Source organism: Bradyrhizobium sp. AZCC 1610 (genome assembly GCF_036924515.1).
Taxonomy (GTDB): Bacteria; Pseudomonadota; Alphaproteobacteria; order Rhizobiales; family Xanthobacteraceae; genus Bradyrhizobium.
Genome location: NZ_JAZHRR010000001.1, coordinates 4,530,103 through 4,555,325 on the forward strand (window position 1 = coordinate 4,530,103; position 25,223 = coordinate 4,555,325).

General features: G+C 60.1%; 22 protein-coding genes. 8 read left to right on the top strand and 14 right to left on the bottom strand.

Features of this window, described 5'->3' with window-relative positions:
* Positions 1-57: 57 nt before the first annotated feature.
* Genes V1279_RS22480 through V1279_RS22490 form a run of 3 tightly spaced genes read right to left on the bottom strand, consistent with a single transcriptional unit; the run spans position 58 to position 2,698 of the window.
* A complete protein-coding gene (locus tag V1279_RS22480; RefSeq protein ID WP_334440284.1) occupies positions 58-1,158 on the bottom strand; it encodes a DegT/DnrJ/EryC1/StrS family aminotransferase in 1,101 nt (366 codons plus the stop codon).
* A gap of 11 nt (positions 1,159-1,169) precedes the next feature.
* On the bottom strand, positions 1,170-1,637 hold the full coding sequence (locus tag V1279_RS22485) for an acyltransferase (RefSeq protein ID WP_334440286.1): 468 nt from the start codon (positions 1,635-1,637) through the stop codon (positions 1,170-1,172).
* Positions 1,634-2,698: a Gfo/Idh/MocA family protein gene (locus V1279_RS22490; protein ID WP_334440289.1), complete on the bottom strand. Its 1,065-nt coding sequence runs from the start codon at positions 2,696-2,698 to the stop codon at positions 1,634-1,636. Before V1279_RS22490 ends, V1279_RS22485 begins: the two co-directional genes overlap by 4 nt.
* A 550-nt stretch (positions 2,699-3,248) precedes the next feature.
* Between V1279_RS22490 and V1279_RS22495 the strand changes: the two genes are divergently transcribed.
* On the top strand, positions 3,249-4,601 hold the full coding sequence (locus tag V1279_RS22495) for a hypothetical protein (RefSeq protein ID WP_334440291.1): 1,353 nt from the start codon (positions 3,249-3,251) through the stop codon (positions 4,599-4,601).
* Between the two features lie 73 nt (positions 4,602-4,674).
* On the opposite strand, the gene V1279_RS22500 is transcribed toward V1279_RS22495, so the two are convergent.
* Positions 4,675-5,301, bottom strand: coding sequence for a glycosyltransferase (locus tag V1279_RS22500; RefSeq protein WP_334440293.1), 627 nt, complete (start codon positions 5,299-5,301; stop codon positions 4,675-4,677).
* 156 nt (positions 5,302-5,457) lie between these two features.
* Between V1279_RS22500 and V1279_RS22505 the strand changes: the two genes are divergently transcribed.
* Complete coding sequence (locus V1279_RS22505; protein WP_334440295.1) at positions 5,458-5,844, top strand: hypothetical protein; 387 nt, start codon at positions 5,458-5,460, stop codon at positions 5,842-5,844.
* Here the strand turns inward: V1279_RS22505 and V1279_RS22510 are convergent.
* The 8 genes from V1279_RS22510 to V1279_RS22545 form a co-directional block, all read right to left on the bottom strand.
* Positions 5,832-6,761 carry an NAD-dependent epimerase/dehydratase family protein gene (locus tag V1279_RS22510; RefSeq protein ID WP_334440298.1) on the bottom strand — a complete coding sequence of 310 codons (930 nt, stop codon included), beginning with the start codon at positions 6,759-6,761 and terminating at the stop codon, positions 5,832-5,834. The genes V1279_RS22505 and V1279_RS22510 overlap by 13 nt on opposite strands.
* Positions 6,758-7,615 (bottom strand): class I SAM-dependent methyltransferase, encoded by an 858-nt coding sequence (locus V1279_RS22515; protein WP_334440301.1) that lies wholly within the window; start codon positions 7,613-7,615, stop codon positions 6,758-6,760. Before V1279_RS22515 ends, V1279_RS22510 begins: the two co-directional genes overlap by 4 nt.
* A 32-nt stretch (positions 7,616-7,647) precedes the next feature.
* Positions 7,648-8,715 (bottom strand): glycosyltransferase family protein, encoded by a 1,068-nt coding sequence (locus V1279_RS22520; protein WP_334440303.1) that lies wholly within the window; start codon positions 8,713-8,715, stop codon positions 7,648-7,650.
* Positions 8,716-8,719: 4 nt separating this feature from the next.
* Positions 8,720-9,310 carry an acyltransferase gene (locus tag V1279_RS22525; protein WP_334440306.1) on the bottom strand — a complete coding sequence of 197 codons (591 nt, stop codon included), beginning with the start codon at positions 9,308-9,310 and terminating at the stop codon, positions 8,720-8,722.
* A gap of 1 nt (position 9,311) precedes the next feature.
* The gene (gene asnB / locus V1279_RS22530) at positions 9,312-11,147 is read right to left on the bottom strand and encodes an asparagine synthase (glutamine-hydrolyzing) (protein WP_334440309.1); all 1,836 of its coding nucleotides are present in this window, start codon (positions 11,145-11,147) and stop codon (positions 9,312-9,314) included.
* Positions 11,148-11,150: 3 nt separating this feature from the next.
* Positions 11,151-12,704 carry a lipopolysaccharide biosynthesis protein gene (locus V1279_RS22535; RefSeq protein ID WP_334440312.1) on the bottom strand — a complete coding sequence of 518 codons (1,554 nt, stop codon included), beginning with the start codon at positions 12,702-12,704 and terminating at the stop codon, positions 11,151-11,153.
* Positions 12,705-13,098: 394 nt separating this feature from the next.
* Positions 13,099-14,277, bottom strand: coding sequence for an acyltransferase family protein (locus tag V1279_RS22540; protein ID WP_334440315.1), 1,179 nt, complete (start codon positions 14,275-14,277; stop codon positions 13,099-13,101).
* A 456-nt stretch (positions 14,278-14,733) separates the two neighbouring features.
* A complete protein-coding gene (locus tag V1279_RS22545; protein WP_334440318.1) occupies positions 14,734-17,805 on the bottom strand; it encodes a M10 family metallopeptidase C-terminal domain-containing protein in 3,072 nt (1,023 codons plus the stop codon).
* Between the two features lie 343 nt (positions 17,806-18,148).
* Here V1279_RS22545 and V1279_RS22550 point away from each other — a divergent pair, with 343 nt between their 5' ends.
* Positions 18,149-19,342, top strand: coding sequence for a CaiB/BaiF CoA transferase family protein (locus tag V1279_RS22550; protein WP_334440321.1), 1,194 nt, complete (start codon positions 18,149-18,151; stop codon positions 19,340-19,342).
* Positions 19,343-19,521: 179 nt separating this feature from the next.
* On the opposite strand, the gene V1279_RS22555 is transcribed toward V1279_RS22550, so the two are convergent.
* The gene (locus tag V1279_RS22555; RefSeq protein ID WP_334440324.1) at positions 19,522-20,196 is read right to left on the bottom strand and encodes a GntR family transcriptional regulator; all 675 of its coding nucleotides are present in this window, start codon (positions 20,194-20,196) and stop codon (positions 19,522-19,524) included.
* Positions 20,197-20,388: 192 nt separating this feature from the next.
* On the opposite strand from V1279_RS22555, the gene V1279_RS22560 reads away from it, so the two are divergent.
* From V1279_RS22560 to V1279_RS22580, 5 genes are read left to right on the top strand one after another with little or no spacing between them, the layout of a single operon-like run.
* Positions 20,389-21,396 carry a TRAP transporter substrate-binding protein gene (locus tag V1279_RS22560; protein WP_334440326.1) on the top strand — a complete coding sequence of 336 codons (1,008 nt, stop codon included), beginning with the start codon at positions 20,389-20,391 and terminating at the stop codon, positions 21,394-21,396.
* Positions 21,397-21,411: 15 nt separating this feature from the next.
* Positions 21,412-21,927 (top strand): TRAP transporter small permease, encoded by a 516-nt coding sequence (locus tag V1279_RS22565; protein ID WP_334446524.1) that lies wholly within the window; start codon positions 21,412-21,414, stop codon positions 21,925-21,927.
* Positions 21,928-21,954: 27 nt separating this feature from the next.
* On the top strand, positions 21,955-23,235 hold the full coding sequence (locus V1279_RS22570) for a TRAP transporter large permease subunit (protein ID WP_334440329.1): 1,281 nt from the start codon (positions 21,955-21,957) through the stop codon (positions 23,233-23,235).
* 54 nt (positions 23,236-23,289) lie between these two features.
* Entirely contained in the window at positions 23,290-23,766 is a 477-nt protein-coding gene (locus tag V1279_RS22575) for a type II 3-dehydroquinate dehydratase (RefSeq protein ID WP_334440331.1), read from the top strand.
* Positions 23,767-23,781: 15 nt separating this feature from the next.
* Positions 23,782-24,441 carry a hypothetical protein gene (locus V1279_RS22580; RefSeq protein ID WP_334440334.1) on the top strand — a complete coding sequence of 220 codons (660 nt, stop codon included), beginning with the start codon at positions 23,782-23,784 and terminating at the stop codon, positions 24,439-24,441.
* Between the two features lie 556 nt (positions 24,442-24,997).
* Here V1279_RS22580 and V1279_RS22585 read toward each other — a convergent pair.
* Complete coding sequence (locus tag V1279_RS22585; protein WP_334440337.1) at positions 24,998-25,204, bottom strand: hypothetical protein; 207 nt, start codon at positions 25,202-25,204, stop codon at positions 24,998-25,000.
* Between the last annotated feature and the right edge of the window lie 19 nt (positions 25,205-25,223).

Genomic DNA, 25,223 nt, shown 5'->3' on the forward strand with positions numbered 1-25,223 from the left:
GTCGACAAGGAGTGACACGCCTATCGCGAACGTCGAGCGGGTAAAACACGATATACTTCAACTGAATCGGCGAACGGCGTCGATCACTGCCCGCTGCTGATCCGCCGTGATCTCCGCGAACATTGGCAACGATAGGATTTGCACCTGATCGCCGAATGCATTGGGAAACTGCTCGGGACGGAGCCCGAAGCGGGCATACGCGGCAAGGAACGGCAGCGCGGTGGGATAATTGATCGCCGTCTGCACGCCGTTGGCGTTCAGGTGCGCGGCCAGCGCGTCGCGTCGCGGATGCTTGATCGTGTAGAGATGATAGACATGGGTGCGGTCAGGGGCGACCTGCGGCACGACGACATCCTCGATCTGGTTGAGGCCTGCATCGTAAACTTTGGCGGCGTGCTGCCGGGCGCTTGTCCACTGCGGAAGATGTGGCAGTTTCGCCGACAGGATCGCTGCCTGCATGCCGTCGAGCCGGCTGTTGATGCCCTCGATATGATGCTGGTGCTTCACCAGCCCGCCGTGCCGCGCCAGCATGGTCATGTGTTCGGCCAGCGCATCGTCATTGGTCACGACGGCGCCGGCATCGCCCATCGCGCCGAGATTCTTGCCCGGATAGAACGAATAGGTCGCGGCTGCGCCGAAGGTACCGACCTGCTGGCCTTTATGGCGAGCCAGATGCGCCTGCGCGCAATCCTCGACCACCCAGAGCTTGTGCTTGTTCGCGATCGCCATGATCGCATCCATGTCCGCCGGCTGGCCGTACAGATGAACCGGAATAATCCCGACGGTGCGTGGCGTGATCGCGGCCTCGATCGCCGCCGGATCGATCGTGAACGTAGCGCCATCGGTATCGCAGAACACCACGGTGGCGCCTGAGTGCGTAATCATCGCCGAAGTGCTGATCCAGGAATGCGCCGTGGTGATCACCTCGTCACCCGGCTTGACCTTCAGCGCGGCCATCGCGAGATACAGCGCATCGGTGCCGTTCGCGCAGGAAACGCAATGCTTGACGTCTACGGCAGCGGCGAACTCCCGTTCGAAGGCATCGACGTAGGACCCGCGAATGAAAGCGTTGTCGCGGATGACGGAGGCAATCGCGCCGTCGATCTCGCTTCTGATGGTCTGATACTGCAGTTGCAGATCCGCAAAGGGCACCGGCATCTTCGTCTTTCCTACTTGTCCGCCAGCAGCCAGTGCGCCGGATTGCCTGCATATTTCCCCGGCGTCGTGATGTCCCTGGTTACCACCGAGCCGGCGCCGATGACGACATCGTCGACGATCCTGACCGGCATGATCGTGGCGTTGGAGCCGATCGAGACGCGGTTGCCGATCACGGTCTCGCGCCACAACTCCCTGTTGCCGCGAGCCGGGCCGCCGGTCGAGAACGTATCGTTCACGAACATAACGCCGTGGCCGACAAAGCAGTCTTCGCCGATGGTGACCAGTTCGCAGATGAAGGCGTGGGACTGCACCCGCGTGCGGGCGCCGATCACGACGCCCTTCTGGATTTCGGTGAACGGCCCGACAAAGCAGTCGTCGCCGATCTTGCAGCCGTAGAGATTGCACGGCTCGACGATTTTGACGCCTGTGCCGAAATCAACGTCACGGACGCCGGCCTGATGTATTTCGGGCCGGTTCACGAGACGACACCGAGCCGGCCCAGCCGCGGCGCGAAGCGAAGCGGCACCTCGGCGCCGGTCTCGATCGATTCGTAGAGCGCGGAAATCAGTTCCAGGCTCTTGCGCCCTTCGAGACCGTCGACAAGCGCCGAACGCTGGTTCACTAGGCAGTCGATCACGTGCTGGTAGTAGGCCTGATGGCCGAAGCCGTAGACATTCGGCGGATTGACGGAAAATTTCTCGACCACGTCCTTGTCCGACGGAAGTTCTTCGACAAAGCGCCAGTGCCGGATCTGGTTGACGGCAAAGCCCGCGATTTCGACGGTTCCCTTCTCTCCGAGAATCGAAAGCGAGCCTTCAAGGTCGGTTGGCCGGACGGCCGTCGTCGCCTCGATGATCCCGAGCGCACCGTTGCGGAATTTCATCGTTGCGACCGCCGTGTCCTCGGCCTCGATCTTTGCCAGCGCCGCCACAGCACGGGCATGAACGCTGACGACGTCGCCGAAGAACCATTCCAGCATGTCGACGTGGTGACTGGCCTGGTTGGAGAGCACGCCGCCGTCATAGGCCCAGGTGCCGCGCCAGGCATCTTGATCGTAATAGGCCTGGTCGCGGCACCAGCGGACGCGGACCGTGCCGAGAATCAGGCGGCCGAAGCGGCCGGCCTCCAGCGCCTCGCGCGCCTTCACCACGGGAACATTGAAGCGGTTCTGCTTGACGACGAACAGCTTGACGCCAGCTTCGTCGCAGGCGCGAACCATGTCGTCGGCATCCTGCAGCCGCAGCGCCATCGGCTTCTCGACAACGACGTGCTTTCCGGCCCTCGCGCAGGCGATGACATGGGCGGGATGCATCCCGCTCGGCGTCAGCACCGCCACCGCATCGATGTCGGTCCGCGCGAGGAAGTCATCGATGTCATAGGCTGCCGGGACGCCGAACTTCGCGCCGATCGCGTCGGCGCGGCTGCGAACGGTGTCACAAACAGCCACGAGCCTGGCTCCGTCGATACGATTGCCGCCCAGGAGTTCCGAGTGGCGCTTTGCGATACGCCCGCATCCGAGCAGGCCGAATTTGATCATCATACGTCCCTATACTGACCGACTACATTGCAATAAGAAAATCTCGATAGTCAAACAGACACCTTTTCCGCGGATCCGATCGCTTGATACATTCAATATGTATGTCACTGGCCGCTCAAGTATTGTCAACTCAGGACACTAGACCTACCGGACGCGACTGCGTCATCAGGCGCAAAAGCTCCGAATTTTTTACAACCTCAGCCAAACGCGCGACGAACGGCCTGCGTAAAACAAAACCTTTTCGCCTGCAATTCTTGGCTCGGCTCGGGACATTGTAGGCGGCGAATATTTGAACCGCAGCCAGTTGGCCGTGAGGAAACAGGCACTGATTGCGACAACTGCGAACAGCAGCTTCGTCCGATTATCCCAATGCACAATTGAGATCATCATTACACAGTCCCAAACCACCCGGCGTTAGCAACCTGAAAGCAGCCTTTGCGGCAACCTGCCCTAGTTGATTCCTCAAATGGTAGAGTGCCCGCCAGCTTTCGCTTGCTTAAGCTCGGAAAACGTCGATTGTAAACCCTCGCGAACCTGGATGTCGGCCCGAAAAATGGAAAATCTGACCGAACAAAAGCAAACGCCCGTACCAAACCTCCTGTTTGGGAAGCGTCGGGGCTTGATCCTCTTAAACTGGGTTCTGATCGCGGTGTCCTGTATTTCTCTTGTTTATGTGGCTCATTATTATTCGGAGTATTTCATATCCTTTCGTCCTTCGGGCTTGCCTAGCGCTTTTGTGCTGATAGCTGCCTTTGCCCTCCTTTCAGTGCTTTTTGCATTTGCGGGCAATAGCTTCGGTTACGTCGTCGGCTTCTATTCCTATGTGATGCTCTCGGGATATCTGTGGCTGAATAGTTTTTCGGAGTTGATCTACAATCATCGATTAGCCGCGCTTTCTGCTGCAGCATCAGCGATCGCATTCTTGTTGCCCGCCCTGTTCATCTCGTCGCCCGTTCGCCAAATCTATATTTTGTCCCTATCGGCATTGGATCGTCTGCTCACACTGATCCTGTTGCTGAGTTTTGCGACGATCCTCGTCGGTGCCAGCTACAGCTTCAAATTTGTCAGCATTGAAAACATCTATACGTATCGCTCCGAACTCAAATTTCCGGTGATCCTTAACTACGTGATCGGAATAATATCCAACGCGCTGCTGCCGTTTGCATTCGCCTGTTTTGTGGCACGAGGAAACGTCTGGCGTGCCGGCGCGGCTCTCCTTCTACTTTTGATGTTCTATCCGATCACGCTGAGCAAACTGGCCCTGTTTGCGCCGTTCTGGCTCGTGGCAATTTCGGCCCTTTCGAGGTATTTCAACTTCAAGCTTGCCATCACTCTTTCGCTGCTTGTGCCAATAACCGTCGGATTATTGCTGATCACCCTGTTCCAGCAGGAGATACTGCCTCACGGTATGGCCATCTCCTATTTTGGACTCGTGAACTTTCGGATGATCGCGATTCCCTCGTTGGCCATGGACTATTACAATAGCTTTTTCTTCACTCATCCCGTGACAAATTTCTGTCAGATACGCTTTCTCAAGCCCTTCGTCGATTGCCCCTATCAGGACCAACTGGCGAACGTCATTTACGATGCATTTGGCATTGGCGGACAGTTCAATGCGTCGCTGTTTGCGACGGAGGGTATCGCGTCGGTCGGAGCCTTCTTTGCCCCGGTCACGGCATTCGCCGCAGGACTTGTAATTGCGATAGGCAACCGCCTCTCTGCCGGTTTGCAGCCGCAGTTCATTCTAATCTCGAGCGCTATTCTTGTCCAAGCGCTCCTTAACGTACCTCTGACAACGGTCCTGCTGTCCCATGGCGCCGGCGCGCTATTTGTTCTTTGGTACATTATACCGCGCGACGCATTCGGAGTGACGGCGACGCCGCGCCCGCAAGATCTTAGCCGGTGATCAATATGGCTGGAGCATTGAGTGACGGGTGCAGAAAATTTGCCCGTGCCGGTCACTCAATCAGCAACCGAACTCAAGCCTGCATTGCAAGCCGAACGGTCCTGGCAAAGTCCGCCGCAAAGGCAGCGACGCGGACATCCTGATCCGGAAGGAGGTTGCGGATCACAGGTCCCTCCGAATCCTCTGAGAGACGCATGAGTTCGTTCGCAAGGGCGTCAGGATCGTCAGTTCCGAAATAGTGCGCCATGCCGGCGGTCTGCTCGCGATGCACATCGAGATTGGACAATATCATCGGCACCCCAAACGATTTCGCTTCTTCGACCGTTGTGCTCCATCCCTCCGATCGGGATGGGTTTATCAGCCCGGTGCATGCCCGCAGCAACGCGTAAACATGCGATAGCGGAATCATTCCCAGATGGCGGAAACGCTTTTCGAGCCCACGGCTGCGCACCCGCGCCATGACCTCTTCGAAATAGCCGCGCTCGCGCCGATCTTCGGTGCTGCCCGATGCACACACGACCGCCTCGCCCCCGCGCTCCGCCACGATGGCCAGTGCATCCACGACCACCTGATGGTTCTTGTGGGTGTAAAATTGATTCGGCAGGTAGAAGTATTTTTCGGGCAACTGATACCGGGCGACTATCTCGGCCGGATTTGCGTTCAGGAACGCCGGCGACGGCCCGGTCGCGAAACGAACCACACAGACCTCGTTCTTCGCACGGGGATAGAATTTCCTGAAATCGCGATGCGAGCTTTCGCTGCTCAGCATGACGGTCCGCCTGGATGCGATCTGCATCCGGAAACCGGCTTCGCGACGCCACCGAGCTGTTGTCGGAAACAGTTGGGGCAGCCGTCGATGCTGAAAATCGGGAAACCATGCTATTGCAGGATAAGGCAGACGCCAGCCGAAGAAGCGGGCGGATTCGAAGACGGCATCGATGCGATGCGTCCGGAATTTTGCCGCAGCCTCGCGGTCCAGCCCCAGCGCCAGCGCCGTAACCAAACCGGCACGGCCCTCGAACGCCCCCGATCGCACCACCTCCACGCCCGCTATCGCGGCGAGCGGCGCAAGATCGGCATCGTCGCCTATCCCGGCAAACAGAACGGGCGCAAACTCGCCGGGGCGGAACTTGCTCAGTGCCGCGAACAGATTGCTTTGATAGTTGTAGCCACCGGCCCAGACCCGGCGGGGAATATGCGTAAACGCGAGACGCACCGGCGCGGCCGGGTTCACCGGATCTGATCCTTGAACCACGAAACATAATCCGCAAGACCCTGTTCAACCGGGATCGTCCAGTCGAAGGGTAGCATGCACGACATCGTGTCGTCCGACAGCAGACTTGTCGGGTCGCCGGCGCGAACGATGCCGGAATACTGCACGGAAGTGCTTCCGCCCCAACATTTTGCAAGGGTTTCGGCAACCCGCGCCACGGTCGTGCCAATCGCGGTTCCGCCGTTGATCACCTGAAAGGTCTCCACCTGTGGTCTTTGGTCGATCTCGACCAGCAGCCGGGCGACGTCACGGACATCGGTCCAGTCCCGCACCTCCGCGCCTGTGCCGCCCAGCACCAGCTTTCGCTCACCGGCCTGCAGGCGCGAGCAGATGTCCCAGGGCAATTGCTTGCGCAAATTCGGCCCGTAGACCGAGAACAGCCGCACCACCATGCTGTGCAAGCCAAAGGTGACGGCGTAGCTTCGGCACAACTGCTCCATCATCAGCTTGTGCTGCCCGTAGGGTGACATCGGAAGCGTTGCTGCATCCACTCCGATCGGCCCCTCGTGATCGGCGCCATAGACCGCCGCGCTCGACGCGACGATCAAGCGACAATCCCTGGCGGCGCTGCGCAGCCACTCCAGCAATCTGGCCGTGCTTGCAACAGTGCGCGAAAAGTCCTCAAACGGCTGCGCGATCGATAGCCCGACCGACGAGCCGCCGGCCAGATGGAAAATCGTCGACGGCAATCCGGAGTGTTCCGCAAGCGCATTGAGATTGGCCGCATCGATCTCACCGTTCAACCAATGCTCAAGGCCGATGCGATGTCTTTCGGCCTCGCCGATCGCGCCGTGGCCGATGCCGTGAACGCAATAACCCCGATCAGCCAGCACCCGAACGAGATGCCTACCGATGAAGCCATTGGCGCCGGTAACCCACACGTTCATGCCGATGCCTTGCGACAGACGAATGAGTAGAGCCGGCCCGGCCGGTGGTCAAAGCGCTCTGCCATCGAAAGCAGCGATGTGAGGACGCTCCTGGAAGCGAGTGCGGCCCGCCAAACGGGCCTGACCGGAATCTTGGCTGTCAATCTCTCCACGACGGCTGCCCGAAGCGTCTCGATTGTATAGGGAAACAGATTGATCGGACTCTTCAGCGGCGCAAGCACCTCGATCTCGGCAAATCCCGCAGCCCCTAGTGCGCCGACATACCGATCGAGAAGATAAGCGTGCTCGCCGCCATAAAGGTGATGCAGGGGGTGCTGATCGAGGAATGCGCCAAGGTCGGATTCCTTTGAGATCACATGCTCGCGCGCGGCGATGAGCATTCCGCCAGGGCGAAGCACGCGGAACATTTCCTGGCAGGCACCGTCGAGATCGCGCATATGGTGCAGCACGGCGCGCGCGAACACGACATCGAACGTGCCGTCAGCGAACGGAAGGCGCTCGGAGAATTCCCCGACCACCTCGATCGGCAGACTGGCCTCGGCCGCGAGCCCACGGATCGCCGCCGCCCCAACCACGGCACTCGGATCAGGCTCCAGCGCGGTGACCGTAAATCCGCTCTGCGCCAGCGCATAGCTCGCAATTCCGCGCCCGGCGCCGACGTCAAGCGCCTTACCGGTCCGGTGTGCCAGCAACTTCGAAACCGCCTGCCATTCGGCACTGGCAAAATAGCGCTTGGCCGCATCGATCAGGGGGTCGTCATAGAACGCGTCGAGCACGAGTTGCCGCTTGTCCGGCTGGTTGCGCAGGCAGACCACGGCATCTTCCCAAGTGATGAGAGGCTTTTCGTCTAACACGCAAACTCGCACTTGCTAGCCCGGCGCACCGGTCAGATCAGATCCTGAAATTTCGTCCATTGCAGTTGTTTGCTATAGCGCTCTTTCACCATGGCGCAACCCGTCTGAGCGATGGATCTGGCCAAAGTTTGATCTCTCATCAGCTTGTGGATCAGCTCCGGTATCTGCTTGGGCGAGGAATATTCCAGCATGGTTTCGCCATCAACGAAACCCTCAGGATAGCGCCCTGCGTCCGTCAAAAGCACCGCTCCGCATCCCGTCGCCTCAAAGCATCTCATATTGCCGCGATCCTCTGCCGCCATGTCTACCGCACCGTTGAATACGATGCGGCTTTTGGCGATCGCGGCATACGCATCCAGGCCATACAAAGGATCGGCGCGAATCTCACGAATTTCGTCCGGATGACGGTACGAGCGAAGCGCCGGCACGGGAGGAAGAAAATTTGCCAGTCGGGTGAGGCGTGAATCTTCAAGGTAAAACCGTGCCCGGACACCGGGCGTCGAAGCCGCAGCCCGGAGTGCCTGGCTACGTTTGACGTGGTGGCGCGAGAATCCTCCGATGAAGATGAGGTCAAGTTCATCACTTCGGGCAGCGGCATAGGCATCCATCACAGGATCGTGCGCCGGAAAAAAATACGCCACCCGGCAGCCCTTCTGTCGCCAGCTATCGAGGATTGACGGAAAGTTGCATACGATCAGGTCGTACTTCGTCAGGTCTGCACTTCCGGAGGGCGCGGCTCGCCAGCCAACCGACTTCTTCACGCAACCCGGCAATTTCGCGACAAACTCACTGCCGTAACGGATCGGGTCAAGGTTATAGAATACTTCGGTGCGATGCTGCTCGATCTGCGCGAGCAGGATTTGCTCCAGATTCTTTGTCCGCAGACCATTCTCTTTCGCCCACAGCATCTGCAGCTGTTCATCGTCTCCATTGGTGTAAAATGCATCCGGGCTATTGGCGAGTACGGGCAGGAGGATGTGAGACGCAGTGAATCTCGTATCCAGAAATTGTGCTCGTCCGGCGGCAAAGCTTTGATAGGGCGATTGGCGACGATGGACACGGAATCCGCGTGACAAGCCGTTGTTCTGGAACATACGCATGCAATCAACCCGGGGGATTTGCATCTGGCGGGGAGCTTAATGAGCGGATTACTCTGGCCGGATTTCCAACTGCCAGGGTGTATGGCGGAATATTGCGGGTTACAACCGAACACGCTCCGATCACGGCACCCTCTCCAATCGTGACCCCCTTCAGCACACTCACGTTGAATCCGATCCATGCCCTATCGCTCACGACGACTGGCGCATGCGCGATCTTCTCCCAATCTTTCCGGCCGGCGCCCCATTCGAGAACATCGTTCCGGCGATCCGTCCAATCGATGCTGTGGGAATCGTGATCCACGATCGTGACGCCCCACGACATGATGACATCGTCGCCGATGGCGAGGCTTCGATAGCAGACCAGATGGCTGCGTCCGATGAATGTGCGGCTTCCGATCTGAATTTCGCCTCCAGATTCCTCGAAACTGATATCAGCGTGGACGATTGAATTTTCTCCAACTGACAGCGCGTTGCCGGCCGCCCGCCTGATACGACGCCACGCGATCGTGGACCCACGTCCGATATTCACCGCCCCGGAAAGCCGGCTCTTCCAGCCGAGGATGGCGTCGATCACGCCTATCAGGATGAGTCGCATGTCAGAACCTTGCCAGCATCCATTTCATATTCAGGTACGGCCAGATTCGGCTGGCCGTGTCCCAATCCCATTGCTTTGACGAAGTCAGGCGGCCGACCGTCCTGCGCAAGCCTTCCTCGTCGACCAGTTCGGCGAACGCCGGCACCTTCTGATCGAGCAGACTGGCAGTCCAGCCGGCGAGCGGCCCGTTCAGCCATTCCGGCATCGGCGAATTGAATCCCACCTTCCGGCGCCCCATGCGAATGGATTCCGGCATCAGGTTGGCCATCGCCTGCCGCGCAATCACCTTGGAATAGCCATCGGAGAACTTGCATGCCTCCGGCAATGCCATGGTGTACGTCACCAGGCGCCAGTCCATGAACGGCATCCGGACCTCGATGCCGTGCGCCATCGACAGTCGATCGAAGTTTCGCAGGATGGTCGGCAGCACGGTGCTGTGGAACATGCGATAGAGACGCCGGTTCAATGCGCCCCATTCACGTGGCAACACGTCATCCTCGCCGACCAGCGGAAGCGAACCCGGGAGATCGCGCAGGCCACCGCGCAGAAAATAGTGCCCCTGGCGGCGGATCATCAGCGCCCGAACGAGATCGACGCCTCGCCTCGCCAGTGCCGAGTTCGAGCCAAGTGCGGCAGCCGCGTTTCGCAGCCGGAACGCGCCCGATTGTCCCTCCTGGAGATAGGCTCCCATCAATTCGTCCGCCCCATGGCCGTCCAGCGACACCGTCACGTTGTGACGCCCGAGCTCTCGATAGATCAACCAGGGCGCGCTTGGAAGCCCGATATAGACGTCGTCATTGTCGTCGAGAATTCGGTCGAGCTCGGTCAACGCATCGGCCCGGCCGATCTCGAGGAACGCCGGCACGACATCCGCCCAGGCCGCGGCCTGCTCCGCCATCGGCCGCTCGTCATTGGAGGCGCCGGGAAACGTCGCCACGAAGGCGTGGCGCCACGAGGTGCTGTCGCGTGGACCCATGCCGGCCTTCTCGTGCGCGGCCATGGTGCAGATCACGGCCGACGAATCGAATCCTCCCGACAAGCAGGTTCCGATCGGGACGTCGCTGCGCATTCGCAGCGCAACGGCATCCTTGAAAATCTCGCGAAAGCGTTCCACGCGTTCGGCTTCGGTGGCTGGTATCGCCGGCAGATGATCCGCCGTCCGCCACCAGCGTCGGATCTCCAGTTTTCCCCGGCGCAGCCACATGCAGTGTCCACCCTGCAGACGTCGCACCTCCCGGCAAAGCGTCCGTTCGCTTCCCTCCACCCCAAAAGCATCGAGCAGCAGCCGCCGGGCCACATCGACATCCAGCGAGACGCTGATGAGACCGCTTCGCTCCAATGCGCGCTGCTCAGATGCAAAGACGAAGCGCTCCGGTGTCAACGCATACAACAGTGGCTTGATGCCGAAGCGGTCGCGCGCCAGAAACAGTTCTTCGGTTTGGGTGTCGAAGATCGCCAGCGCCCACATTCCGTTGAAGCGCGTCAGCATGCCTTCTTGCCACGCTTGCCACGCGGCCAAAATGACTTCGGTATCTGACTGGCTGCGAAAAATGGCTCCCCGTGCCTCGAGTTCGCGCCGCAGTTCCAGGAAATTGTAGATCTCGCCATTGAACACGATCACATGGCGACCATCACTGGAAACCATCGGCTGATAGCCCCCTTCGCCGGGGTCGATGATTGCCAGCCGACGGTGGCCGAATGCCAGATTACGGTTCGCGCTGAACCAGCTTCCCTCGCCAAACGGCCCGCGATGCGCGACCAGGTTCGTCAGTCCTGAGATTTCCGCCGGTTCGACCGCGTTGCCGCGGAGGTTCACGATGCCTGCAATTCCGCACATTCGTCAGATCGCCTTGAGGGGCAGGAAGCGGCTGGCGATGACGCGGAGATCCCGCCAGCAGGCTGCGCCGTAGGGGCCGGCCTGCGATGCCGCGACCGCGACGACGAAGATGATACCGGCCGCCAGCACATAGAGGCCCCCAACGTACCACCAGCCAATCGCCTGGTCGAGCTGCGTGCTGCGGAAGCCATATCGCAACGCCAGCGCGGTTGCGATGCCGACGCCGATTGGGATCAACACGAAGTGGATCAGACGCGACCACATGCCGGTGAGGCTGAAATGCCGGCGCAGCAGGATCACGACGGTGATCATTTGAGCGATCATGCCGATGCAGGCGCTCCATCCCGCTGCCTGCCATCCGAAATAAGGCAAGGCGATCGCGCTGGTCGCCAGCGTGAACACACCCGTGAGCAGCGCAATTAGGGCATTCGAGCCCGATCGCCCTTGCGCCAGAAGATAGAAGGCAAACACGTTCGAGCTCGATCCAAGAATGCCGGCGATCGACAGTATCACTAGTACACGCTGGGCCTCGGCAGCCACTTCGGCGCCGGTCCACAGGTGAAGCAACGGGCCCGCGACGGGGATCAGACCGCCAAGCGCACTCGCGGCGAGCACGTTGAGGATCCAGGAAGAGCGGAACAGCAGACCGGCCTTGCGATCGTCAGTCTCTTTTTGCAGCGCGCTGAAGAACGGGAAGAGGATTTCGCCGACCTTCAGGACGCCGATATACACGGCTTCTTCCAGCCGCTGCGCAATCGTGTAAAAACCGACGAACTGCGGCTGCAGCAAAGCTCCGAGCAAATAACGATCCGCCTGTGCCGCAATGAGCGCACTGCCCTGTGCGGCCAGTTGCCAGCCACCCAGCTTGACCAGATTACCGAGCGCTCCGCGATCGATCGCCGGGCGCGCCATCCAATCGCCTATGACGCGTCGGGACCATCCGAAGGCCAGAAGTAGGGTCGTTGCAAAACCAAGTGCCTGACAGCCGAGAAACGTCGAGGCTTGAGGCCAGCGCGGAATGAGCAGCAGCATCGAGCTCGTTGCAGCCACGGTACTGATGATGCTGATCGAAGCAACGCTTCGATAATCCTGGCGCGCCGTGAACAAGGCCAGAAAGACGGCAGACAGGCATTGGCACAGCCATCCGGCACCGGCCAGCACAAACGCTAATCCGAGATCATCCCCGGACGGTCCGCTCAAGCGAAATCCGAGGCGCGCAAGCGGTGCCCCGGCCAATCCGAAGAGGACCGCGATCACGCCGCCCACTGCCAACGCCAGCATCGCGGCCGTGGCGAAGAAGCGTCGCGCATCGTCACGCTCGGATGGCCCTAATCGTTGGGCGAGTTCTCGCGTAGTCGACAGCGCCAGCGCGTTGCTGAACGCCAGCGCGGGTGCAACACACGCCGTGACCAGGCCTGCGACGCCGAACACAGCCACGCCGAGGCGGAAGACCACGAACGGCAGGACAGCGAGATTGAGTGCCACGGCCACGACAAAAGCGATCGCATTCCAGGCAGAATTACCCAGCAAATCGGTCGGACTTTTTTTCAATGCCATATCTGCTTCAGGCAGGCGCGACATGGATCGGTCGATCAGGAGTTGGCCCACCTACCCAACGACCAGGGAACAAGCCGCGCCGCGAATGATTTAGAAGCGCACTTGCCGGCTTGGCCGAAGAACCGAGCCGGGAGGTCGCTAAGTGTTTGACTTGCCCCACTCTAGCCTATCTACAGTAGCGGCTAAGAGGCCGCAATACAGCCCCTGCAAGTCATTGAAATATATTTGCTTTAATGATACAGACGATCAAACCAGCTCTCTTCGGCTGGATGGCGCCTGCTCCGATTTTCGTCCCTTAAAGCTTGGCGGGCTTTTGCAGAGATCCCCAGTAGCTGATCCGAATACAAGTTCATCTGTGCGGACGTGGAAGGCGCGCTACGGCTTCGTGATAGCATCAAGCCTTTTGCTGCAAGCGATGTGTACGAGGCACCAAATGGCTCAGCAGTCTCCTGTTCTCTACGAGAAGGGCAACCTTTGAAGCGATATATGTAATCGGCGCGAGGACAGCCGACACTGCGATCAGTGATATCATCCAGTCACGATTGTGAAGCAAAGGGTGCAGCAAGCTGAAACTCAGCAGAAGTAGCGGATAGTGGATGACATAAAGTGTATAGGAAAATCGTGCCGATCCGCTGATTGCCTTGGATATCCGTACACCTGAAAAAGTCGCCCAGCGTATCAGGATCGACACCACGAGCGTAAGAAAGACGCCCATAATCACCATCATCCTCTGCGCAGAAGGTGTATCGAAAGGATTAAGCAGATCGCTGACCAAGTGCCCGCGCCCCATGACGAACATCATGATCAAGGCGCTAACGGTTAATGCCGCTGCCCTTGGCCAAAACTTGTCGGTGAATAGTTGGCCCTTGACGTAAATGTGCCCGAGCCAAAAGCCGCTGAGCCAGATCAGGAAAAACCAAAGAAACAGAGTGTTGCGACCATATAGCAGCATGACGCCAACGGCGGCGAGCGGGAGCAAGGTAGAAAATGACCAGCCGTTCCAGAGTCGCGCTGACAAGAATATGAGAATGTAGAACCACCATTCGTAGCTCAAGGTCCAGAGCGGCCCGTCCATATTAATGGGCGGCGGAGCCCCCGGGACCGCTCCATAGAGCAGAAAGAATGTGCTGGGAAGCGCCGACCATTCGAGTGTCGCGCGTTCTCGGGCAACAAATAATTCTCCCCCAAGCCGAAAGCTCTCCCGGCCATGCAGGCCCAGAAGTTGGATTGTCAGGTAAACCAGGATGGTGATAACAATTGCCGCAATCAGCGGCGGATAAATCCTGAGTATTCGCGCTTCGGCAAATCTTGCCGATTGAAATGACCCATCCGCATTTCTGTGACGAAGAGTGCTAACGTATATCATGAACCCGCTGACGATGAAAAACATGGTCACTGCGTGAGTGGCCAATAGACTCGTCAGGATATGGCTCGGAGAACCGACCCCATAATAGGGCAAGACGAACACCTGGAATCCGTGGACGCACGCAACGATCATTGCGCTCACGCCGCGCAAAGCATCCATCAAGTTCGACGTTGCTGCATCGACCTTGACCTTGCCTCCGTTGTTCATCTGATGAATCGCGATTGGATAACGTGGCGCTCTGAAAATTCGGACGTCTGAATTGTCGCACTGAAGAAGGCGCCGTTAATCATTGATGGTAGCTCATCTCAAGCCTGATCTAGTCATTAACAACATGAGAGGCCTCTCGTTTCAAGTGCTCAAATTTTCTGTACGGGCTCTCAGAGGCGATGCAGCCATCGCTCTACCCGATCGTACGTTCCTTTGCTCCCACCACTGGGCCAGCGTCCAATTGCATGCACTCGGCACATCTCCAGCAAGCATCGGGTTACAATTATCGAGATGACCGAATACTACTGCTCAGGCTCGCCCTCTCTTTGCTGGGCAACCTGTCTGCCCCCTAAACACAGGGGCACGGGACCGGGCGGCCAACATGCGCGGCGGAACGAGAAGCGCTGAGTGGAACGTCAGGCTAAACAAGTGCCGGCGTGTTCTGGGCTGGTTTGGCTAATGCAGGAAGAAAAAGCCAGCGTGCAGCTCGGTCGCCTGAAGCTTTGCGTCGTCATGGTTGTAGATATTGACTATCGCATCCTGACCGCCATTCGCCGCATGGAACAACAAATCTGCCTGCGCAACCCTGAGAAGCGCCCCGAGGTTCGCATCGCTGGCCGGCGCTGAAAATTCAGCCAGCCAGACTGAATCAGTTCCTCCGCCCTGCTCACCGAAATCTGCCCGGAACAGGAACGCGTCATGAGAACCGGGCGTAGCCGGGGCCACTTGCGACATATCGAGGGATGAGGCTTCGAGGGATGAAGCTGCACTGGGTGCGACAGAAGCTCCCACACTAATCACACCGTCGCCGTTGAGATCCTGTTGGAAGCTCGCCTCAAGCGTCTTGATGGTTGAGCTCGCCCCCGATGCAGGCGCGGTATTGGTGATGTAATTGCCGCCGCTATCGACGCTCCAGACGATGTAGCTGTCGGCCGTCCCATACTTCAACACGACCTGATAACCGATGGTCGTCTGCTCTGTTCCGATTGGGGTCCAGGCGCCAAACTGACCCGCCACAACCGGCGAACCGTAACATTTCAGCTCGGGGCCGGAGCCATTGCTGATGCTCTCAAGATAATAATTATTTCCGACCTGGACCAGGCTGGTCGACCCAAAGGCCTCAATGGCTGTCCCTGACGCGACGGCAATGCCGATCGTGCCGTCACCGTTGAGATCCTGCTGAAAGCTGGTCTCCAGCGACTCAATGCCAGAGGTGAATCCCGATGCAGGTGCAGTGTTGGTGATGTAGTTGCCGTTGCTGTCGACGCTCCAGATGATGTAGCTGTCAGCTGTCCCGTTTTTCAAGACAACCTGGTAGCCGTTCGCAGTCTGCTCTGTGCCGATCGGTGTCCAGGCGCCGAACTGGCCCACGACGACCGGCGCTCCGTAGCATTTCAGCTCGGGGCCGGAATTGCTGCTGACGCTGGCGAGATAATAGTTATTGCCGACCTGAACCAGCTTGGTCGATCCGAAGGATTCGATGGCTGTTCCGGACACGATGGGAATGCCAATCGTGCCGTCACCGTTGAGATCCTGTTGGAAGCTCGTCTCAAGCGTCTCGATGGTTGAGCTCGTCCCCGACGCAGGCGCGGTGTTGGTGATGTAGTTGCCGTTGCTGTCGACACTCCAGATGATGTAGCTGTCAGCCGTCCCATTTTTCAAGACAACTTGATAGCCGCTCACCGTCTGCTCTGTGCCGATCGGTGTCCAGGCGCCGAACTGGCCCACGACGACCGGCGCTCCGTAGCATTTCAGCTCGGGGCCAGAATTGCTGCTGACGCTGGCGAGATAATAGTTATTGCCGACCTGAACCAGCTTGGTCGATCCGAAGGATTCGATGGCTGTTCCGGACACGATGGGAACACCGACCGTGCCGTCGCCGTTGAGATCCTGCTGAAAGCTAGTCTCCAGCGACTCGATGCCGGAGCTGAATCCCGATGCAGGCGCGGTATTGGTGATGTAGTTGCCGTTGCTGTCGACGCTCCAGATGATGTAGCTGTCAGCCGTCCCGTTTTTCAAGACAACCTGATAGCCGCTGGCGGTCTGCTCTGTTCCGATCGGCGTCCATGCGCCAAACTGGCTGGCGGTGACTGGCGCTCCGTAACAATAAAGCTGGGGGCCGGCTCCGCTGCTGTTGCTCTGAAGAAAGTAATAGGAGGAAATCTGGACCAGACTGGTTACCCCAAGCGCCTCAATGACCGTTGGAGGGCCCAGAAATGTCGTGCTCGCAAACGTTCCGTCTGAAAACTGAAAGTTCTCCACGCCGGTAAGGGTATCTACGCCATCGAGTTGACCGGAGGAGCGCTGGTCGATCACGGTGAACGTCTGCGTGGCCGAATTGTAAGCAATCACGTAGTTGCTGCGGACACCTGAAAATATCGCAAGGTCAGTGCCGGAACCGCCCACGATGATGTCGTTGCCCGTCCCGCCAGTCAGCGTATCGGCGCCGCCGCCGCCCGACAGTGTGCAACTTGAATCGTTCGCGATCAGCTTGTCATTGCCGCTGCCGCCAATGGCTTTCTCGATGACCGCATTGAGCGCGATCCCGATATTGTTGACGAGGCTGCCGACCGAGGAAAAGGCGCCGGAGCGCAGGTCGATGGTCTGCGCCGCCGAATAGCCGGAGCAATCGAGCGTGTCGTTGCCGCCGCTGTCATAGATCGTCAGCGCCGGCGCCGAAGTGTAGTTCCCGAAATTGAAGACCGCACCGGCATTGCTGTTGAAGCCGTAGACGGTGTCGCCGGTTCGCGTCGAGGTCGCCGCGCCGTACATCGAAGCCACGGCGTAGATGTCCGCCATCTGCGGCGTCACCACATAGCGGTATGAGCTCCCGGAATAATTGGGCTCCGAGAAATACGACATGATCGAATATTGCCAGGTGTCGTTGGCATAGGCCGCATTGGTCGAATACGACGCGCTACCGTTGTACGGCCCCTGGTGGCCGAGGCCGAGCGCATGTCCGATTTCGTGGATGTAGGTCTGGTAGGCGTAGCTATCGATGCCGGTCTTGCCGTCGTTCGCACCGCCGTCGGTCGTGACCCAGTTGGAGCTGATGACGATGTTCATCGACGCGATCGCGCCCGAGCCGTACCAGCTCCCGCTGGCATAGGCCTGCATGTTCCCGGTGTTACTGAACGTGATGTTCGCCGTGCCGGACGTCTGGACGAAAGTGATGTTGGCGACTTCAGACCACGCCTGCAGCGCCGATTGCGCAAGAAACTGCTCGGCCGCGTTCAGCGCATTGATATTGTAGCTGATGGTATTGGAAGCCCAATGATGGGCGATGGTGTTGTTGTACTGCCAGAAGCCGTTGACGAGGTAATCGGCGAGCGTTGCTATCGACGCAACCGGTTTCGCAGCGCTCGTAACCATCGTGGTAACGGTATCGGCCGCGAACGCGTAAGGTTCGCCTTCATCGACGAAGAGCGTTTCGTTCATCCCCTCGTGCGCCTCAACAGGCGCGCCGCTGCCGGCGTCCGGCGCCGCAAATGCCCAGGCGTCATCGAATTGCGAATCGTTCTTCCTCATCGATCGGGGCCCATCAGCAGGTCGTTCGGTTGCGAGAGAATCGTAAAAGCACACGGGAAACTAGAATCGCGCCTATTAACGCTTGTTTACCAGCCGGGCTATTGCGCGCTTGCTTTACGGCGCATTACGGCGAAAAGCAGAATCACCGGTACCAGTCCGTAGTCTTGCGGGGTCGGATTTCGGCCGCGCCGGGCTTCCGATCCAAATGTCACCTCGCCCTGCCGCCCATGCGGACCCCGCCTTACGCAGAACGAGGAGTTGGAAATCGGCGCCAGATCGTTATTGTTTCAGGTCAGATCGGTCTGCCGTCCCAGGCGAAAACCCAAAAAGACAAGGTCTTTCAATGCCTTTCCCACGCGCTTCGCAGGCTCTTTCCCGCTTCACCGTGCTCGATCTGACCCGCGTTCGCTCCGGGCCCACCTGTGTGCGGCAACTGGCGGACTGGGGCGCCAACGTCATCAAGATCGACGCGCTGCTGGAAGACGGCGGCGGCGAGCAGCCGGGCGGCCCGCGCCAGGGATCGGATTTCCAGAATTTGCACCGCAACAAGCGGGCCATGACGCTGAACCTGAAGGACCCCAAGGGCCTCGAAGTGTTCAAGCGCCTCGCCGAGCAAGCCGACGTCGTGGTCGAGAATTTTCGCCCCGACGTCAAAGCAAAGCTCGGCATCGACTATGAGAGCCTGCGCCAGATCAATCCCCGCATCGTCTATGGCAGCATCTCTGGCTTCGGGCAGGACGGCCCCTACCATAAGCGGCCGGGCTTCGATCAGATCGCGCAGGGCATGGGTGGACTGATGTCGATCACCGGCGCGCCGGGTCAGGGGCCAATGCGGGTCGGCATCCCCGTAGCCGACCTCACCGCCGGGCTGTTCTGCGCGCTCGGCATCCTCACCGCGCTGCTGGAGCGCGATGTCTCCGGCGAGGGCCAGTGGGTGCAGACCTCGCTGCTGCAGGCGCAGATCTTCATGCTGGATTTCCAGGCCTCGCGCTGGCTGATGGAAAAAGACGTCGCCAAGCAGGCCGGCAACAACCATCCGACCTCGATCCCGACCGGCGTGTTCAAGACCTCCAACGGCTACATCAACATCGCCACGACAGGCGGCCGGATCTGGGAACGCTGCGCGCAGGCGATCGGTGCGCCCGAACTCGTCACCAACCCCGACTATGCCACCGCACCTGCGCGCTCGAAGAACCGCGACGCGCTGAACGAAGCGATCGGCAAGCTCACCGAAAAGAAGTCGACGGAAACCTGGGTCAAGGAATTGAACGACGCCGGCGTTCCCTGCGGCCCGATCTATTCGATCGACCAGATGTTCGACGACGCCCAGGTCAAGCACCTCGGCATCGCCCAGCATGTGCCGAACGACGAGAACCGCCACATCCAACTCGTCGGCCAGCCGGTGACAATGTCGCGCACGCCAAGCAGCATGGCCGCGCGCCCGCCGGAGTTCGGCGAGCAGACCGAAGAAGTGCTGGCCGAGTTCGGCTTTGCGAAAGACGAGATCGCGGAGCTGCGCCAGCGGAAGGTGGTGTGATTCCAACCGTGCCGTCATTGCCTGCGACAAACGCGAAGCGTTTGCGCAAGGGGGCGAAAGCAACGAAGCAATCCATCTTTCTTTGTGCCGTACGATGGATTGCTTCGCGGAGCCTGTCATCGGGCGCGCATTCGCGCGACCCGTTGGCTCGCAATGAAGCCGTAAGAGCTACGATCGCCCTACTTCAGCGCCGCCGTTGCGAGCGCGTGCTCGACGCAATTGTTCACGTGGGCGCGCAGCGTTTCAGCCGCGGTCTTGGCATCGCGCTTCAGCGCGGCCTCGAGCAGCGCCTTGTGCTGGGCGGCGGGTTCGCTGCCGCGGTAGCTGAACGCGATCATCTGGTAGCGGAAATATTTGTCGAACACCAAGGCATGGGTCTCTAGCAGCATGCGCGAACCGCAATTGGAGATCAGGGCCTGATGGAATTCACCGTCATAGCGCTTCCACTGCTCGAGCTCGCCGAGGCCGGTTTCCATCAGCCGCTCGGTTGACGCCAGCTTGTGATGGGCGGAGACCACGCGCCCTTCCCACTCCACATCGGCATTGGCGAACGACACGCCCATCGCATGCTGCTCCAGCAGCAGCCGAAGCTCCGCCAACTCCCGCAAGTTCTCGGCCGAGATCGGCGCCACCTCGAAGCCGCGCCTGCCCTCGGCCAGCACAAAGCCCTCCGCGGCCAGCCGGTTGAGGATTTCGCGCAGCGTCGAGACGCTGACGCCGTACTCCTCCTTGAGGCCTTCGAGCCGGAGCTTCTGTCCCGGGCGGAGCCGGCCGAACACGATGTCGGCGCGGATACGGCGATAGCCGTCATCGCCGACCGCTTCCTGCTCTTCCGATCGTTCGACCAGTGTCATTGCCAATCCATGCGCGAGGCAGCCAACCGGCAAGTGCCACGTCAGCCGATTCCGCTCAAGCGTCACTATTCGTCCTATATAATACACTTCATATGATAATTCCTAAATTATATTTTGACTTTGCTTTTATCATATGAATACTCCCCCCACCGCGACGTCCAGAAGATCGCGAACCAACGGGGAGAGACCGCCATGCGGATCGGATTGCTGTGCGCTGCTGTCAGCCTTTGCGCGCTTTTGGGGACACCGGCTGCCGCCCAGGTGCAGGAACGCACCATCCGCTGGGGCCACCTCAACAACACCGACCACCCGATCAGCTTTGGCGTGAAGAAGTTCGCCGAGGTGCTAGCGGCCAAGAGCGGCGGCAAGCTGAAGATCCGCGAGTTTCCAGCGTCCCAGCTCGGCAACGAGATGCAGCAGCAATCGGCGGTGCGCGGCGGCACGCAGGAAATCCTCTCGGCGTCGACGACCTCGCTCGCGAGCGTGGTCAAGGATCTCGGCCTGTTTGATTTCCCCTTCACCGTCAGCACGTTCGAGCAGGCGGAGGCGCTGGCGCAGGGCGCGTTCGGCAAGGCCATGCTTGAGTTGCTGCCAGAGAAGGAGCTGATCGGTCTCGGCTACTGGGGCCTCGGCTTCCGCAACGCCACCAACAGCAGCCGGCCGATCGCGAAGGTCGAGGATTTCTCCGGGCTGAAGCTGCGCGTGATCCCGAACCCGGTCTATCTCGAAACCTTCAAGGCGTTGAAGGCGAACCCGGTGCCGATGGCGTTCGGCGAATTGTACACCGCACTGGAAAACAAGACCGTCGACGGCCAGGAGAATCCCTACAGCGTCATCCTGTCCAACAAGTTCTACGAAGTGCAGAAATACGTCTCGGCCACCAACCACACCTTCACGCAGAACGTCATCATCGTCAGCAAGAAGTTCTGGGACGGCCTGTCGGCGGAAGAGCAGAAGATGCTGCGCGACAGCTTTGCCGAGACGCGCGAGTACCAGCGCGACCAGACCAAGCTCGCCGCGGACAAGGCGCTGGGTGAACTGAAAGCCAAGGGCATGCAGTTCAACGAGATCGCGCCGGCCGAATACGCCCGCATGCAGGACGCCACCAAACCTGTCGTCGAAAAATTCTCGGCCGAATATGATCCGGCGCGCGTAAAGCTCTTCACCGGCGAGCTGGCGCGCATCCGCGGTGCCAAGTAGGCCGTCATGGGCGCGATCGAGCGGCTGATCGATCTCTACTGCCGGCTGCTCAGGATCGCGATCGCGATCTGCCTCGCTGCGATGGTCGTGCTGGTCTTTACCAACGTGGTGCTGCGCTATCTCTTCAATTCGGGGATAGCGATCTCGGAGGAACTGTCGCGCTGGCTCTTGGTCTGGCTGACCTTTCTCGGCGCCATCGTGGCGTTGCGCCAACATGCCCATCTCGGCGTCGACACGCTGGTCCGCGCGCTCCCGCCGCGCGGCAAGCTCGTCTGCTTCGTGGTGAGCTATCTCCTGATGCTCTACGTGGACGCGCTGCTCACGCTCGGAAGCTGGAAACAGGCGGTGCTGACCTTCGGCGACAGCGCGCCCGCCTCCGGCATTTCGGTCGGGCTGTTCTTCTATTCCTCCGGGCTGGTGTTCGGCGTCTCGGCGGCCGTGATCCTGCTCGTCGATCTCGTGCGGGTGTTGAGCGGATCGGCCTCCGAGGAAGACTTGATCCTGGTGAAGGAAAGCGATGAGCACACCTGATCATCCCTTGATCGCGCGGGGCCTGTCGTGACGCTCGCGGTCTTCATCTTCTCTTTGCTCGGCGCAATGGCGCTGGGCATGCCGATTGCCTTCGCGCTGATCGTCTGCGGCGTCGCGCTGATGCATTCGCTCGATATTTTCGACTCGCAGATCGTTGCCCAAAACATCATCAACGGCGCCGACAGCTTTCCCCTGATGGCCGTGCCGTTCTTCATGCTGGCCGGCGAGATCATGAACCGCGGCGGGCTGGCCAAACGAATTGTCAACGTCGCGCTGGCACTGGTAGGCCATGTCAGAGGCGGCCTCGGCTACGTCACCATCCTTGCGTCCTGCGTGCTCGCGTCTCTATCCGGCTCTGCGGCGGCGGACGCCGCGGCGCTGGCGGCGCTGCTCGTTCCCATGATGGTCGCGGCCGGCCACCGCAAAATGTATGCGGCGGGCCTTGTCGCTGCCGGCGGCATCATCGCGCCCGTCATTCCGCCGAGCATCGGCTTCGTGCTGTTCGGCGTGGCCGGCGGCGTCTCGATCTCAAAACTGTTCCTCGCCGGCATCTTCCCCGGCCTGATGCTCGGCGCCGGGCTGTGCTTCGCCTGGTGGTGGGTCGCGCGTCAGGAGAATGTCGAAAGCCCGCCGCGCAAGTCGTTCCGCGAAATCGTCTGGACCTTCGTCGACGGCTTCTGGGCCCTGATGCTGCCCGCGATCATCATCGTGGGCTTGCGGTTCGGCGTGTTCACGCCGACGGAAGCCGCCGTTGTCGTCGCCGTCTACGCGCTGTTTGTCGCGACCTGCATCTACCGCGAGCTCAAGATCGGCGAGCTCTACGAAGTCTTCGTCTCGGCTGCGCTCAGCACCAGCGTCATCATGTTCCTGGTGGCGGCCGCGCTGGTGTCGTCCTGGCTCATCACGGTGTCGGAAATCGCCACCCAGATCGTCGACCTTGTCCGCCCGTTCATGGGCAACCAGACGCTGCTGATGCTGGCGATCATGCTGCTGGTCGTCATCGTAGGCACCGCGCTCGACATGGCGCCGACCATCCTGATCCTCACCCCGATCCTGATGCCGATCGTCAAGCAGGCCGGCATCGACCCGGTCTATTTCGGCGTGCTCTTCATCATCAACTGCGCGATCGGCCTGATCACCCCGCCGGTCGGCGTCGTCCTCAATGTGGTCTGCGGCGTATCGCGCATCAGCATGGAGGAGATCATCAAAGGCGTCTGGCCCTTCATGATCGCCCAGCTGATCGTGCTGTTCCTGATGGTGCTGTTTCCGTCCGTCGTCACCGTGCCGGCGAAATGGTTCGGCGGCTGACATGTGGCCGCGATCGGCTACACTGCCCTGTCATTCTCCCGTGAAAGGCATTCCATGCGCATCATGATCCTCAATGGCCCGAATTTGAACATGCTCGGCATCCGCGAGCCGCACATCTACGGCTCGACCACGCTCGACGCCATCAAGGCGTCATGCGAGGAGTTCGCGACCTTCACCGGCACTCAACTGGCGTTTCATCAGTCGAACCACGAGGGCGAGCTGGTCGACCTGATCCAGTCCGCGCGCAATTCGGCGGACGCCCTCATCATCAACCCCGCCGCCTACTCCTTCACCTCGATCGCAATGTTCGACGCCATGAAGATCTTCGAGGGCCCGATCTACGAGGTGCACATCTCCAATATCCACGCCCGTGACGAGCTGCACCGGCACTCCAAGCTCTCGGCCGCGGTGAAAGGCGTGATCGCGGGCCTCGGTCCCTACGGCTACATCGTCGCCATGCAGGCCGCGCTGCAGGGCGCCGGCCAGTTGCCGGCATCGCTGCCGGCGGCCGTACGCGGCGGACCGAAATGACGGATGGAGCCTGACATGCAGGGAGCCGGCTATCTCGCCATCTGGAGCGATCTGACACCGCAGGACGAAACCGACTGGGCGCACTGGATCACGCGCGAACATGCCGCCGAGCGCGTCGGCGTCAATGGCTTCCTGGCGTGCCGCATCTTCCGTGCGCTGGGCCTGGCGGTGAACCGCTACTTCATCCTCTACGAGCTCGAGGACGAGCGCGTCGTCGGCGGGGCGGATTATCTGGCGCGGCTGAACGCGCCGACGCCGTGGTCGCAACGCATCATGCCCCGGCTCGGCAATTTCGCACGCGGCGGCGGCCGCCTCGCAGCCTCAGCTGGCACCGGCCAGGGCGGCATCGTCGCTCCCCTACGCCTCGACACCGCGCCGTCGTGGGACGCCGCCACGCTCGTCGCGGAGCTCGCCCGCCTCGACCGCATCATCGCCGCGCGGGTCCTGCTCACCGACATCGCGCAGACCTCGATCAAGACCCGCGAGAAGGGCATGCGAAGCAACGACGGCTCGTTCGCTGCTTTGCTGCTGATCGAGGGACTAGACGAGGCCGCGGTCCGCGACGCGCTCCATCATGCGCGTAAGGCCCTCCCTGCCGAGGATCACGGTGTCATCGACAGCCTGCCGCTCTACCGGCTCGCTTTCAGCCTGCCGAAGCGGCTTTTGCCGGGCTGACCGACGCCGCACCGGCTGAGCGCCTCAAAGCCGCTGCGCCAAAAATCGAATTTCGCGAGCAATCTCAAGCTGATTTTGGTCATCCAGCCCTCCGCGCAAAAATATTCCGCTTCCGTCGTCGGGCAAATCACCCGCATAACTCCGCTCGTCTCACCCAATTGAGGGGCGCTCGCGATCGTCACGAACGTGCGGTGAGATGCGATGGACGCAAATGGCGCGATAGACGTACGCGCCGGACGCGTACGGCGAAGTCGTGTGGTCCTGACGCCGCGGTGCTGGCGTCAAGTTCTCGAGAAGCAAGCTTCTTGGGGGCGACGGTGGCAAGCGAGCCGTTCACCGGGGAGAGCTCGAAGTAAGCCGTAAAGCCATTGCGCAGGGAAAATAATGATGCGTATGGAATTGTAGAGAGGCGTGTGGACTCCGTAAGCCATTGATTACCAAAAATAATCCCCATAAGGTGCCATGCAGGTTTATCGGCATTCCCACACACCAAGCGGCTCGCGCAGGAGATCAGAGAAGCAGCGGATGATCTCCAGCGTAAGCCGTCGGTTTTTCACTAGCTCGCCGCAAGAAGCGTGCCTCCGTCAGCCGCACCGCGATCTGCTCCGCGCCGCTCCGCAGCCGTGTTGACCTTCGCGCGGTCCCGCCGTTCTTGAGGTTGAAGAGACATAACCGCATCGTGCAGCTCAGCAGGAATCGTCAGGTGACTATCGAGCGGCTTCTCTACCCATTCCCACCATTGATCGAAGGCATCCCTGCTCATAGGTCCTCCGGGGGCGCAG